This is a genomic window from Vibrio metoecus, assembly GCF_009665255.1.
Classification (GTDB): Bacteria; Pseudomonadota; Gammaproteobacteria; order Enterobacterales; family Vibrionaceae; genus Vibrio; species Vibrio metoecus_B.
In genome coordinates this window covers 362656-376322 of the sequence record NZ_CP035686.1, presented here as the reverse complement: position 1 = coordinate 376322, position 13667 = coordinate 362656, and the positions used below count along the sequence as shown (strand labels likewise).

The following is a 13667-nucleotide window of genomic DNA, read 5'->3' as shown; positions in this document are numbered from 1 at the left end:
AGGTCTGGAACTGGGAGAAGCTGGCGGAGCAAATGTGTTCATAGCGGCATCCTTCTTACAACGCTGACATGAGCATGATGAAAAAAAGATGCCAAATCTGTGAAACACGCCGATTATTTTTACTTTTCCTCAGAAAATTGGCGCAGTGTTGCGATCTCTGTCGCCCAGATATCAGGGTCAATCGTTTCTAGAATCAGTGGGATACCATTAAATCGTGCATCTTTAGCAATATATTCAAAACACTCCCAGCCAATCTCTCCCATACCTAAGGAATGGTGACGGTCAACGCGGCTAGCCAGTTTGCCTTTTGAATCATTGACGTGCATTGCGCGCAAATAGTGCATCCCGACCACTCGCTCAAACTCAGCAAAAGTCTCATCGCATGCTGCTTTCGTACGCAAGTCATACCCTGCGGCAAAGGTGTGGCAAGTATCTAGGCAAACTCCAACCCGTTCTTTATCCTCAACTTGGTCAATAATTGCCGCCAGATGCTCAAAACGCCAACCTAAGTTACTCCCCTGTCCTGCGGTATTTTCAATCACCGCAATCACATTCGGTACTTGACGATGTGCGAGATTAATTGACTCGGCAATTGTCGCTAAACACGCCTCTTCAGAGACCTGCTGCAAATGACTACCGGGATGAAAGTTAAGCAAAGTTAACCCTAACTGATCACAACGCAGCATTTCATCAACAAAAGCGGCTCGCGATTTGTCGAGCTTCTCTGGCTCAGGAGCCCCTAAATTAATGAGATAAGAGTCGTGTGGCAAAATCGCCTCACTGCCAAATCCCCATTTTTTACAATTGGCTTTGAAAGCACGAATGCTGCTCGCTTCAAGTGGCTTAGCCGCCCATTGGCGCTGGTTTTTGGTGAAGAGAGCAAACGCATTCGCCCCGATTTCGCGCGCTCTAACTGGCGCGAGTTCAACACCACCGGAGGCCGAAACATGCGCCCCAATTAACTTCTCATACATAACACGACTTCTTATTGTTGCTAAATGACTTCGGACTTTCAGTTCACAGCGCTAACTTTCTGATTTTCTCTGGCACGGGTCAAGTCGGGTTACAATTTTGTAGTAAAATTACAACAAAATATAACTTAACTATTTTTTATTATTTAAAATAAACTTAGTTACCATTGTTTTTAAAGCATTTATTGATACAAATCAAAAATCAAACCTTAGTATTAAAATGGTTTTTTGTTGTAATTTGACTTAAATCAATATCAGATGTATGGATATTTGCTATATAATAGCCAGCTCAACAAGATATGAAAATTAACACCAATAACGCCACTTGATGTGGACTAGGAGAAAGCAATGATCCAAGGTATCCAAATCACTAAAGCTGCTAACGACGACCTACTGAACTCTATCTGGTTGCTGGACAGCGAAAAGAATGAAGCACGCTGTGTTGCTGCGCTGAATGGCTTTGAAGCTGATCAAGTGGTTAGCATCAACGATCTTGGTCAATTCGAAAGCCGTGAAGTGGCTATCGAAGCGGCACCACGCATCGAAGGTGGTCAACACCTGAACGTGAACGTACTGAAGCGTGAAACTCTGGAAGATGCCGTTGCGCATCCAGAAAAATACCCACAACTGACTATTCGTGTTTCTGGATACGCTGTGCGTTTCAACTCTCTGACTACAGAGCAACAACGCGACGTTATCGCGCGTACTTTCACTGAATCTCTATAGTCATCAGTAAAGAATTCATACTAAAACGGTGCTCAATGAGCACCGTTTTTTATTATCTTCGTTTTCTCAAATCCGCGGATTATTTCACATTCACCAGTAACGTACGCAGCGCTGCGAAATCGGCATTCAGTTCTTGTGAGAGCAACTCCATCGCCGCATGTTTTGCTAATGGCGCAGGCAGATCAATATCTGTACCTAAAATGTCATCTACCACTTCTTTGAATTTGGCGGGATGCGCGGTACATAAGAACAGCCCCGTTTCTTGCGGCTGACGCTGCTCTTCCAATACACGGTAAGCAATCGAACCATGCGGCTCACACAAGTAGCCAAGATCATAAAGTTCTTGTACTGCTTGTGCACTTTCCTCGTCAGAAACAGCGCCTTTGCCTAGCGTTTCTAAGCCCCATCCCATACGTTGGCAGAGCTCTTCGATACGCAGCCAGTTGTTCGGTTGACTCACATCCATCGCATTTGATGTTGTCGCTACCGTGGGTTTTGGTTCCCAACGTCCCGTTTCCAAGTAGCGTGGCACTGTATCATTGGCATTGGTTGCCGCAATAAAGCGTTTCACCGGTAAACCCAGTGCTTTGGCTAACAGCCCCGCGGTTAAGTTACCAAAGTTACCACTAGGCACTGAAATCACCAGATTTTCACGCTCGGCTTTGCTCATCTGCGCAGCGGCTTCAAAGTAGTAACAGATTTGCGCCATCAAACGGCTGATGTTAATTGAGTTGGCAGAGTTCAAACCTATCTGTTGGCGCAGCTCTGCGTCATCAAACGCTTGTTTCACTAGTGCTTGGCAAGCATCAAAATCACCATTGATCGCCACAGTATGAATGTTTTTACCTAATGTGCAGAACAGCTTCTCTTGCAGCGGGCTGATTTTTCCTTTCGGATAAAGGATCACCACATTAATGTCTGGCATGCCATAAAAAGCATGCGCGACAGCAGCACCAGTATCACCCGATGTCGCCGTCAAAATCGTGATTTTTCCGCCGTTCGAGACCGCTGCCAGAGACTGGGCCATAAAGCGGCCACCAAAATCTTTAAACGCGAGCGTTGGGCCGTGGAACAATTCGAGCGCGTAAACCCCCTCTTTCACTTTGGCAATCGGTGCTGCGAATTGAAAGGCGGAATCCACCATAGCGCGAACTTTATCCGCTGGGAGTTCATCGCCAATCAACACCGATAAAATCTTGCTGCTACGAGAAACAAAATCTTCGGCCAATAGCGCATCAATATCATCAAACTTCGGCAACTCTGCCGGAAAGAATAGGCCTTGGTTGCGACCTAACCCTTGGCGAACGGCTTGGCCAAAGGAGACTTGTTCATCATTTTCTTTTATGTTGTACAGCTTCATAGCTCACTTCCTGTTACTTTCGAACCTTGCTTGTCTAGGCGACAAATGTGGACGAATCCTTCTTCATTTTGGACATAGTTTTGCTCAAGCCAACGTGCTACACGTTCAGCCACCGCTTGCTCTTTACACACACTAAACAGAGTCGGACCACTGCCCGAAATGCCAGTTGCCAGTGCGCCAGCCGAAGCGGCGTAGCTGCGTGCTTTGGCAAAACCCGGCAGCAGTTTCTCACGATAGGGTTCGGCAATCACGTCTTTGATCATTTTTGCAGCTAATTCAGGCTGCTGAGTATGGCAAGCGTGAATAAATCCTGCCAGATAGCGGCCATGCGCCACAATATCTTGGCGGCGATATTGCGCAGGCAAAATGGCACGCGCTTCCGCCGTGGACACTTTGATCCCCGGATAGGCCATCACCCAATACCAGTCATCAAAACTCGGCACGGATTGACTAATGATACCGAGTTCTTCGAGCATCAACTGCACGCCACCTAAATAGCAAGGTGCGACGTTGTCATAATGAATGCTGCCAGAGATCTTGCCTTCCATTTCCCCCATCAGCGCCAGAAGCTCGGTTTCATCCAGCGGACTGGCGTGAAACTGATTCAATGCATCCAATGCCGCCACAATCGAGCAAGCACTGGAGCCCAATCCTGAACCAATCGGCATATTTTTTTCTAGCGTCATGGTCAGCGGCTTCAGTACCACCGATTTTTTCTCTAGCTCACGCGCGAATACTTGCCAGCAATCATACACAATGTTTTCTTGCGGATTAGCGGGAAGCTTATCGACAAATCGTCCCGCCGTTTTCAGTGTGAAGGCCTCTGCGCCAGTTTCCACTTTCACTCGGTCGCCGAGTAAAGTGCCATCAATCGGGGACACAGCGGCCCCCAACACATCAAACCCGACACTGACATTACCAATGGAAGCGGGTGCGTACACCACAACACTCATGTCACCTGAACTCATTTCTATTAAACCCCTAATTTCCAACCGAGTGTACGCATCACATCTGAGAACACGCCTGCGGCAGTCACTTCAGAACCTGCACCGTAACCACGCAATACCAATGGGATTGGCTGATAGTAACGGCTGTAGAAAGCCAGCGCGTTTTCACCTTCTTTGACTTTAAACATAGGGTCGTTTTCATCAACCGCGACAATTCGCACTTGGCACTGTCCATCGACGATTTGCGCCACATAGCGCAGCACTTTGCCTTCGGCTTTGGCTTGCGCTACTCGCTCAGCAAACGCGGCATCGGCTTGCGGTAAACGAGCGATGAACTCCTCAACACTGCCTGATGCATCAAAGCCAGCAGGCAGTGCTTGTTCAACATCCACATCGCTCAGCTCCAATTCATAACCAGCTTCACGTGCCAAAATGAGAAGTTTACGCGCCACGTCCATACCAGAGAGATCATCGCGCGGATCTGGTTCAGTAAAGCCTTTTTCTTTTGCCAGCAGAGTCGCTTGACTTAAGGTCATGCCTTCATCCAATTTGCCGAAGATAAAGGAAAGCGATCCGGAGAGAATGCCGCTGAACTTTTCCAGCTCATCCCCTGCTGCAATTAGGTTTTGCAAGTTTTCGATAACTGGCAGACCCGCGCCAACTGTAGTTTCATACATTAGTTTACGACGTGAATGACGCGCCACATTACGCAACTGATGGTAATAACTCATGCTAGCGGTGTTGGCTTTCTTGTTCGGGGTAACGACATGGAAACCCGCGGCGAGGAAATCCGCATACTGGTTGGCAATTTCATCACTGGACGTGCAATCCACCAATACTGGGTTAATGATGTGATTACGCTGCACCAAGGCCACTAGGTTCGCTAAGCTAAAAGCTTGATCAGCATTGACCATGCGATCACGCCACTGCTCAAGAGGCAGGCCACGGCTATCAAGCAGCATGCCTTTACTGTTAGCGAGGCCACAAACGCGCATCATGATGCCTTTTTCCGCAAGCTTAGCTTGTTGACGCTGGATTTGATCGACCAGCTCACCGCCCACGCCACCAACACCAACCACAAACACATCCAAGAAGTGTTTAGAGTTGAAGAGGTTTTCGTGACAAGCTTTGATCGCTTCTGAAATTTTATCATCAGGGATCACTGCAGAAATCGCGCGTTCAGAGGAACCTTGGGCAATCGCAATCACGTTAACATGCACTTCAGCAAGTGAAGCAAAGAATTGCGAGGCCACGCCGCGCGAAGTACGCATACCGTCACCAACTAGAGTGATGATGGCGACGTCATCCACAAACTCAACTGGCTCAAGCAGACCATCTTTGAGTTCCAATTCAAAGGTTTCCGCCAGTGCTTGCTGTGCCAAAGCTTTATGTTGCGCTTCAATACAGAAGCTGATGCTGTATTCCGAAGAGGATTGAGTGATAAGCACAATCGACACATCGGCCGCTGACATCGCGCCAAACACGCGGCTCGCCATCCCCACCATGCCTTTCATTCCTGGCCCAGAAACGTTGACCATAGTGAGATTACTCAGAGTGGTAATGCCTTTAATCGCGAGTTTATCTTCGCCAGTGTCTTGGCCAATCAAGGTTCCCGCACCTTGTGGATTGAAGCTGTTTTTGATCAGACAAGGGATTTGAAATTGAGCAATCGGTGCAATGGTCTTCGGATGCAGCACAGATGCTCCGAAGTAAGAAAGCTCCATCGCCTCTTGATAGCTGAGCGATTTAAGAAGGCGCGCATCATCCACTAAACGTGGATCACAGTTGTAAACGCCATCCACATCCGTCCAAATCTCGCAGCAATCCGCGCGTAAACAGGCAGCCAGTACAGCGGCTGAATAATCCGAACCGTTACGACCTAAACAGACCAATTCACCTTGTGCATTACCCGCAGTAAAACCCGGCATGATATTGACATGCTGTTGTGGCAATGGCGATTGTCTGAAACGCTGAGTAGAGATTTCCACATCCACCATAGCTTCAAGATGATCCCCTTTCGCAAGCAGGTATTTCACTGGGTCAATTAAATTCGCCGGCAGACCTTTGGCTTCCATCACCGCTTTCATCAATTGGATGGAAACGCGCTCACCTTTACTGATTATGCGAGCATTCACATTGTCTGGACACATCCCTAGCAAGGTAATGCCGTGTACAAACTGGCGCAGTTGACTCATCGATGAGTCGACTTGCTGTTTGTAAGCACTTTCATTCAAATTCGGTAACTGGGCTTTAATACCATCAAGCAAGGCATAAAAAGAACTTTCCAGCTCTACAATTTGCGCTTCCGCTTCACCGCGGGCTAATGCACTTTCAATCACCGCCACCAGTTTATTGGTGGTTTTACCCGGAGCAGAGAGGACAACGGCCACCTCTTCCTGCTGGGCATTATTGGCGATGATGTCAGCGGCGCGTAGAAAACGCTCCGGATCCGCCAGCGATGAACCTCCAAACTTTAATACTCGCATCCCTTCCTCCAAATGCATAAAAAGCGGGTATAAAAAAAGGCCTGTATCGGTTGGGATACAGGCCTTTTTTGTGAAATTTTGCGCTCAGCAGCCTGCCCCAACATGCGACGTGTCGGTAATGGTAATAATGGTGGTCATTACGATTAGGCTGTGATTCAACATAACGGTTTTCTGTCTATCTGTGTGTTTGCTTGCAAATACGTTTAACCTATTTGTGTTCAATTCGTCAACGAAAATCTGATTTATTTATCTAGGATTTAAAAAATCCGCGAGACGTTAACGATTTTTCCAATCGGATGAATCAGATAACAAGCGACCAATGAAATGCCTATATATAAATAACAAATTGCTATAAAACCGAGTCTGTACTGTCGGTATTTTTGTGCTTAAATTGAGCTTACCCATCATCAATGTCAGCTAGTCATACAAGGAGCCGTTGTGAAGATCAGGATGCTATATCTAGTGCTCTTCATGAGTCCGCTTTGTTGGGGCGAAACACTCCCAGCCCTACCTTCGGAAAACACTCCATCGGCGCACAAACTATTTTTTGCTAGCGATAACAACAGCCAACACTTTGATAGCTGGACCATTGATAGTGGTTACGCCTATAACGTGTTTGATGATATTGACCTGTACGTCGGTGCGCGGCTCAATAATAACAAGCAAGGAGAGAATGGCTGGCTTAGTGGTATTCGTTACCAGTTTACGGAGCGGCTCTCGTTCAAAAGTACTCTGCTGAGCACATCAAATACAGACAAGACCAAAAGTAAAGAGGCGGCTCTTTCGGCAGAGCTTTCTAGTCGATTAAAGCTAAGTGAAAATCTCGACTTGCATGCCACACTGGAGTACCAAGAATGGCAGCAAGGTGTCGAGTTCGGTATTGGGTTTCGTTTTTAAATCACATCAAGAGGTGTCTCAGACATCAAGATCCCATTCCAATCAGCATAAAGGTAATCACCAGGTTCAACGATTTGGTTCTGCATGGTCAACGTCACATTGATTTGTCCTGCGCCACGTTTTTCTGTTTTGAATGGGCAAGCACCTAACGCTTTGATACCTAAATCCATCTCAGACATCGCGACTACATCACGTACCGCACCATAAATGATCACACCTTCCCAATCATTTTTGATGGCTAAAATGGCTAATTGATCACCCATCAATGCCTTATGACATGAGCCGTGACCATCAACGACCAATACTTTGCCTTTACCATTTTGGCTCAACACATCGCGTACTTTCGAATTATCGTGATAACAACGAACAGTCACAATTTCACCCCAAAAGGCGCTGCGTTGACCAAAGTTTTGTAACGGTAGATTGAGTAAAGTGACTTGTGCTTCGTATTTATCGCACAGATCTGGGGTTATATCTCTCATCATTCCTCCATGATTTTACTTTTCAGATTTGTTGATTTTGGATTGGCCCGAGATAAAGCTCGTGATCATCAACACATGAACAGAGGTATAGTTCTCTGTCTTGCACGAAATAGATCGCGTTTTGAGCGAATCTCTGTGCCAGTAATCGGGCTTCTGAAAGCGGCATCGCGACCGCAAAACTGTCTTCAAACCAGTGAAAATGAGCGTCTCCTACCCTCACTTTCACCCAATCATAATCGATCAAGCATTGCTGTAAACGTTGATTATTTACGCAATTCTCATCATCTGACAAGTGAATACTCTTAGGGTTCCATGCGGTAATTATGCAGTAAAACGTCCAATTTACTGGCTTTTCAAAGGCAAATTTCACTGATTGGTAGGCCTGCCAAAGGCTCGCGTCGATCGACATCATTTGGTAATTTTACAACTCGTGATTGTTCTTAATATCTGTTACATTCTAACTCTTGATGTAAATCAACAAAGTGATTGGAATTAACATTCGGGCGTTGTTAGCATGCTGTTAACATTATAGAATCCGCCCCATAGACTAGTAGAACCTCTTGAGAATGGGAGTCTCAACACTAGTTACACCAAGGATGGCGGACAAAAAGTAGTGACATAAATTAGATTTTTTACTTTATTGTTAACATCACTAACCGGTATGTAATCTTTTTGCCTAGAATGACTTCTACTAGCACGATTTTTTCACAAGTTTAGGTAACGCTAATGCAAACCCCGCAGATCCTTATCGTCGAAGACGAGCAAGTAACTCGTAACACTCTTAAGAGTATTTTTGAAGCAGAGGGATACGCTGTTTTTGAGGCCAGCAATGGTGAAGAAATGCACCAAGTGCTGTCCGATTATCCAATTAACTTGGTGATTATGGACATCAACCTGCCAGGTAAAAATGGCCTACTGCTAGCACGTGAATTACGCGAGCAAGCGGATGTAGCGCTAATGTTCCTGACCGGTCGCGACAATGAAGTAGATAAGATTCTGGGCCTAGAGATCGGCGCAGATGATTACATCACCAAACCTTTCAACCCACGTGAATTAACCATTCGCGCACGTAACTTGTTGAGCCGCTCAATGCATGCGGGCACCACACAAGAAGAAAAACGTAGCGTTGAAAAATACGTGTTTAATGGTTGGGAACTGGATATCAACAGCCGTTCACTGGTGAGCCCTGATGGTGATAGCTACAAGCTGCCACGCTCAGAGTTCCGCGCTCTGCTGCACTTCTGTGAAAATCCAGGGAAGATCCAAACACGTGCGGATCTGCTCAAGAAGATGACTGGCCGTGAGCTAAAACCACACGACCGTACTGTAGATGTAACAATCCGTCGTATTCGTAAGCATTTCGAATCGATATCAGGCACACCTGAAATCATTGCAACCATTCATGGTGAAGGCTACCGTTTCTGTGGTGATTTAGAAGACTAATCTCTTCTCTGCAGCTGATTAGATAAGACCCTAGCCATGGCTAGGGTCTTTTTTTATCACTTGTTTGAGCCCACTTGCTGACTCAACCACTGCTTTAACAACACTATATCGGACTGATATTCATTTTTTATTTCTTCAACCCAATCGCTGATGTTTTCCCACCATGCCGGAGCTTCCGGTGATTGTGCCTTTTGGGCAATTTTTTGGATCCGCTTAAGCCCTACCGAGCCTGCTGCACCTTTAATTTTATGTGCTTCACTCACTATCCCCTCTTTATCTTTAGCGACCATATTGGAGTCCAATACTTCGAGATAAGCTGGCATAGAGTGCTCAAATAAAGTCACACTATCGATAACAGGCTGAGCGCCCACAATTTCAACGTAAGATTGCAGCATCTCAAGATCGAGCAACTGCTGATAAATATCTTGATCCTGAGTTTTCTGAATCAAGCTCGGATCATGTAAATCAGCATCATCCTCAAGATCATGCGTCACTTTACCAATCACTTCACGTACCGCTGCCACAGACAACGGTTTACTGATCGCTGCATCCATACCTTTTTGGCGATACTCTTCTTTGTCTTTCAATACATTGGCAGTTAAAGCCACCAAAGGCGGAAGTTTGGTGTAGTGAGCACGATAATATTGAGCGATATCGAACCCTGTCATATCCGGTAGCTGAATGTCGAGAAACACCAGATCGTAATCGGTCGGCGTAAAACGTTGGATCGCGTCTTCTCCGGTCATCGCCACGGTCACTTTATGCCCCATGCTTTCAAGTAACGAACGAGCAACCGTAATATTGAGTTCAATGTCCTCAACCATGAAAATGTTCAGCTGGGTTTGTGATTCTTGAGGCTCCTCAGTAAAGGGAGCTTCCTCCAAAAGCGGTACACGCATCGTAACGGTAAAGGTACTACCGAAGCCTTCTTCACTGTTTACACTGATATCGCCGCCCATCAATTTAATCAATTGACGAGATACAGCTAGGCCAATCCCCGTGCCGACTGCATGTAAGTTGTCTTTGCCGGACTTAACCTGATAATACATGGCAAAGATTTTTTCTTGCTCAGCTTCTGGAATACCAATCCCAGTATCTTCAACTTCGATAGTAATATCGGCATGCTGCTCATCGCACTCCGCACTCACCGTCATCACAACACCACCTTCTTTGGTAAACTTCATCGCATTACTGATTAAGTTCCACAACACTTGGCGCAAGCGCGTAGCATCCACTTCCACCAATGATGGTAAATCGGTCAGACGTTCTAAATCAAACCGCAGCCCTTTTTGCTCCGCCATCAAAGCGGCTAGCACTTCAATTTCTGCCACAAACTCTTCAAAATTGAGTGCCGCTGGGAAAAGCTCAAGCTTGCGGCGGTCAAACTTATCCATATCAATGATATCGTTGAAGATATTACCAAGGGTCACGGCACTGACATTAATGGTTTGCAGATGTTTGCGTTGTTCACCACTTAATGGCGTATCAAGCAACATTCGACTGAGGCCGACAATGCCATTGAGCGGAGTACGCAGCTCATGGCTGATGGTGGAAATAAACGTGGTTTTGTCTCGGCTGGCTTTCTCCAGCGATTCTTCATGGCGTTTTCGCTCGGTAATATCACGACCAAAACCGACCAAGCCAAGATGACGCCCATCTTTGCTATAAAATGGCACTTTACGTAGTTCAAAGAAGCTCTTACGACCGTCAGGATACTCAAGCCACTGCTCATAAGTAATGGCGGTGTTATTGTTAAAAACTTGCTGATCGGTTTCGACAATCGATTGTGCGATTTCTTTGCGGTAAACATCCCAAGGCGTTAACCCCACCAACTCGCTTTCGCGCTTGCCGGTCAGCTCTTCCATCGCTCGGTTACAACCGGAAAACTCGCCTTTAGCGTTGCGGTAATAGATCAAATCTGGAGAGGCATCGATGAAGGAGCGCAGTAATGCCGTACGTTCTGCGAGCTCCACTTGGGTTTTTTCACGTTGATACACTTCATTTTCGAGATCGGCCATCGCCTCTTCACGAGCTTCTTCTGCTTTAATCCGCTCTTCTATCTCTTGATTCAGTTTCACGATGTTTTGTTGCAGTTTTTGATTAAGCTCTTGATCACGAGAGCGCATATCTTTCAGCTTGGAAACCAATTTCGACAGGCGTTGGCGTGATTCTTCTAACTGATCAACCACCACAGAAAGGAAGTACACCGCCCAAGGTGTAATGAGCAAACCAAAGAAAACCGATCGAATTATGTCAATGTCATCAACAAAACCGTTGAGAATTAATGTAATGCCAACCTGCACCACCACAGCTAACGCTACGAGCGCGAGAGCTAATAAAATCGAAAAACGCAAAATACCCAGTTTGACTAACAAATCGACATAATACTGAGCCAGATTTTTCATCGGTTTCATTCACTGCTCCGTCAGATAAAGAGCCACTAGTCTAGCCGTTTTCCCGAGCAAACGTTAGCGATGCGGATCCACTTCCCATACCAAGCCATCTCAGACATTGCATTATGGTTAAGCGAAGCAGTGGCATTTCAAGCAATTGAAAACGTTCTATTAGTCATTTTTTTCATAAATGGAGGTTTGATTACGACCGTTAGCTTTGGCTTGATACAAGGCTTGGTCGGCCAAAGCGACAATCTGCTCTGGAATGTCTTCCGGATGAGGAATGTGCGTAATAACCCCTAGGCTGACGGTAAGGCGATCCGCAACTTTGGAGTGGACATGAGGGATCGCCAGCGAACGAATTTTTTCGTGAATACGATCGGCAATCAAAATCGCCCCTGATTGAGGGGTGTTAGGCAATAAGATACCGAACTCTTCACCACCATAGCGTGCGACACAATCGGATTGACGATTCGCCACTTGAGTAAAAGCGATTGCGACTTGCTTTAAGGTTTCATCGCCCATTAGATGACCATAAGCATCGTTGTAATCTTTAAAATAATCCACATCACAAAGAATAATGCTAAGTGGATTACCTTCACGCACATGCAGATGCCACAATGTGTGCAATTGTTCATCAAACCGACGTCGATTGGCGACATGAGTCAGACTGTCTAAGAAACTTAAGCGCTCCAACTCAAGATTTGCGACTTTTAATTGCTCGGCAGCCAGATAACGATCGGACACATCTCGCGCCATGATCAATACCCCATTGGTACCCGATGCCGGATCTCGAAAAGGAGATTTAACTACATCAAACCAGACAAACTCGCCGTTCGGACGCGCGATTTTATCAATCCGGCGTAACGACTTTCCTTCATGCAGCACTTGGCTATCCGATTCGGCTAGACGAGCATAAATATGTTCAGGGATCACGTCTTGTAAACGCTTACCCACTAAATCAGAAACTTCCGCAATCCCCAAGGCTTCCACAAATGGCTGATTACAAGCCTGATAAACCATGTTTTCGTTAAAGATACCAATCGAATCAGGGCTAGATTCAAGGATGTTTTGTAAGATGGTATCACGCTGCGCCAAGGCTACTTCCGTATCACGCCGCTTGTCCATCTCTTCTCTTAATTGGCGCTGCATGTTGTACCAATCGGTCACATCATGGCTGATACCCAATAACCCAATATTTTCGCCTTCTGGTGACATCAGTACTCGTTGATAGGTTTCTAAAAGGCAGCTACGCCCGTCGGGGGTCACCGTCCAACAACGCTGGCTGGTACGCCCTTTCATAATACCTTTGAAGGTCGCGCTACCCTCTTCGATTCTGTCTTGCCAAAACCGATCAAACGCACGGTTGGTCGCCATCAATGTCCCTTCCGTACTTTTAATAAAGATCAACTCGGATAGAGAATCGAGAGCCGTACGCGCCATCGCTAATGAATGGCGCTCTTGCTGCATATCCGTACTCGGACAATCAAATCCAATCACATTCACTAGCCATAATTTTTTCGGCCAATGGCGTAATAACGATGCTGATATTTCTAAGGTTTGTGTCGTTTTGCCTGCAACAGGCCAAAGCAAAGGTACCGAGCGTTTTTGTCGTACACTACTTTCGAGAGCACGATAAAAGGCATGTTCGCCCTCTTCACCTTGCTCGTTTGCAAACAAATAGTGTCTCCCAACCAAGCGGATCCCCAACAGTAAATACGCAGCTAAATTAGCACGCAGAATACGTTGCTCGCCGACCAGCAGCACTCCTGAGGGTGCCTGATGAAAAAGCTGAATCAATCTTTGAGGTTGAAAGTAGCTGTACCAGCCAAACCAGAGTAATAGTCCACCACCAAGCATGAGCCCAGTGGCGAACAAGGTCAGTACAAATTCAGAGAGAAATTCAGGCATGCATTCAGATGTGTTATTGATGATTCTTTAAATAGTACAAAAGATTATCTG

The 13667-nt window shown here is 46.2% G+C and carries 11 protein-coding genes, 1 pseudogene and 1 other annotated feature; of the genes and pseudogenes, 3 read left to right on the top strand and 9 right to left on the bottom strand.

Annotated features, from left to right (window positions below):
- Positions 1–119 precede the first annotated feature (119 nt).
- A complete protein-coding gene (gene nfo, locus EPB59_RS01735) occupies positions 120–974 on the bottom strand; it encodes a deoxyribonuclease IV (protein WP_154171418.1) in 855 nt (284 codons plus the stop codon).
- A gap of 345 nt (positions 975–1319) precedes the next feature.
- On the opposite strand from nfo, the gene grcA reads away from it, so the two are divergent.
- A complete protein-coding gene (gene grcA, locus EPB59_RS01730) occupies positions 1320–1697 on the top strand; it encodes an autonomous glycyl radical cofactor GrcA (RefSeq protein WP_055051460.1) in 378 nt (125 codons plus the stop codon).
- A 79-nt stretch (positions 1698–1776) separates the two neighbouring features.
- On the opposite strand, the gene thrC is transcribed toward grcA, so the two are convergent.
- The 4 genes and pseudogenes from thrC to thrL all read right to left on the bottom strand — a co-directional run bounded on the left by thrC (position 1777) and on the right by thrL (position 6687).
- On the bottom strand, positions 1777–3057 hold the full coding sequence (gene thrC, locus EPB59_RS01725; protein ID WP_154171417.1) for a threonine synthase: 1281 nt from the start codon (positions 3055–3057) through the stop codon (positions 1777–1779).
- Positions 3054–4010, bottom strand: a complete 957-nt coding sequence (gene thrB / locus EPB59_RS01720; protein ID WP_000118026.1) for a homoserine kinase — start codon at positions 4008–4010, stop codon at positions 3054–3056. The genes thrC and thrB overlap by 4 nt, the downstream gene beginning before the upstream one ends.
- Before the next feature lie 20 nt (positions 4011–4030).
- Positions 4031–6490 carry a bifunctional aspartate kinase/homoserine dehydrogenase I gene (gene thrA, locus EPB59_RS01715; protein ID WP_055051462.1) on the bottom strand — a complete coding sequence of 820 codons (2460 nt, stop codon included), beginning with the start codon at positions 6488–6490 and terminating at the stop codon, positions 4031–4033.
- A 30-nt stretch (positions 6491–6520) separates the two neighbouring features.
- Positions 6521–6639 (bottom strand) — a sequence feature (Thr leader region).
- A pseudogene (gene thrL / locus EPB59_RS18865) lies at positions 6575–6687 on the bottom strand (thr operon leader peptide). Its footprint overlaps the feature before it by 65 nt.
- 274 nt (positions 6688–6961) lie before the next feature.
- Between thrL and EPB59_RS01705 the strand changes: the two are divergent.
- On the top strand, positions 6962–7387 hold the full coding sequence (locus EPB59_RS01705; RefSeq protein ID WP_081017800.1) for a hypothetical protein: 426 nt from the start codon (positions 6962–6964) through the stop codon (positions 7385–7387).
- On the opposite strand, the gene EPB59_RS01700 is transcribed toward EPB59_RS01705, so the two are convergent.
- Entirely contained in the window at positions 7384–7869 is a 486-nt protein-coding gene (locus tag EPB59_RS01700) for a putative 4-hydroxy-4-methyl-2-oxoglutarate aldolase (protein ID WP_055051464.1), read from the bottom strand. The genes EPB59_RS01705 and EPB59_RS01700 overlap by 4 nt on opposite strands.
- Before the next feature lie 22 nt (positions 7870–7891).
- Positions 7892–8281 (bottom strand): DUF3293 domain-containing protein, encoded by a 390-nt coding sequence (locus EPB59_RS01695; protein WP_154171416.1) that lies wholly within the window; start codon positions 8279–8281, stop codon positions 7892–7894.
- 314 nt (positions 8282–8595) lie between these two features.
- On the opposite strand from EPB59_RS01695, the gene arcA reads away from it, so the two are divergent.
- Positions 8596–9312, top strand: coding sequence for a two-component system response regulator ArcA (arcA, locus tag EPB59_RS01690; RefSeq protein WP_055051466.1), 717 nt, complete (start codon positions 8596–8598; stop codon positions 9310–9312).
- A 56-nt stretch (positions 9313–9368) separates the two neighbouring features.
- Here the strand turns inward: arcA and arcB are convergent, their stop codons facing one another.
- The gene (arcB, locus tag EPB59_RS01685) at positions 9369–11717 is read right to left on the bottom strand and encodes an aerobic respiration two-component sensor histidine kinase ArcB (protein ID WP_431355111.1); all 2349 of its coding nucleotides are present in this window, start codon (positions 11715–11717) and stop codon (positions 9369–9371) included.
- A gap of 159 nt (positions 11718–11876) precedes the next feature.
- Positions 11877–13616: a diguanylate cyclase domain-containing protein gene (locus EPB59_RS01680; RefSeq protein ID WP_055051468.1), complete on the bottom strand. Its 1740-nt coding sequence runs from the start codon at positions 13614–13616 to the stop codon at positions 11877–11879.
- Positions 13617–13667 lie beyond the last annotated feature (51 nt).

Bases quoted from the DNA above. Each gene is read 5' to 3' on its own strand.
- nfo (WP_154171418.1), bottom strand. From the start codon at position 974: ATGTATGAGAAGTTAATTGGGGCGCATGTTTCGGCCTCCGGTGGTGTT.
- grcA (WP_055051460.1), top strand. From the start codon at position 1,320: ATGATCCAAGGTATCCAAATCACTAAAGCTGCTAACGACGACCTACTG.
- thrC (WP_154171417.1), bottom strand. From the start codon at position 3,057: ATGAAGCTGTACAACATAAAAGAAAATGATGAACAAGTCTCCTTTGGC.
- thrB (WP_000118026.1), bottom strand. From the start codon at position 4,010: ATGAGTGTTGTGGTGTACGCACCCGCTTCCATTGGTAATGTCAGTGTC.
- thrA (WP_055051462.1), bottom strand. From the start codon at position 6,490: ATGCGAGTATTAAAGTTTGGAGGTTCATCGCTGGCGGATCCGGAGCGT.
- EPB59_RS01705 (WP_081017800.1), top strand. From the start codon at position 6,962: ATGAGTCCGCTTTGTTGGGGCGAAACACTCCCAGCCCTACCTTCGGAA.
- EPB59_RS01700 (WP_055051464.1), bottom strand. From the start codon at position 7,869: ATGAGAGATATAACCCCAGATCTGTGCGATAAATACGAAGCACAAGTC.
- EPB59_RS01695 (WP_154171416.1), bottom strand. From the start codon at position 8,281: ATGATGTCGATCGACGCGAGCCTTTGGCAGGCCTACCAATCAGTGAAA.
- arcA (WP_055051466.1), top strand. From the start codon at position 8,596: ATGCAAACCCCGCAGATCCTTATCGTCGAAGACGAGCAAGTAACTCGT.
- arcB (WP_431355111.1), bottom strand. From the start codon at position 11,717: ATGAAAAATCTGGCTCAGTATTATGTCGATTTGTTAGTCAAACTGGGT.
- EPB59_RS01680 (WP_055051468.1), bottom strand. From the start codon at position 13,616: ATGCCTGAATTTCTCTCTGAATTTGTACTGACCTTGTTCGCCACTGGG.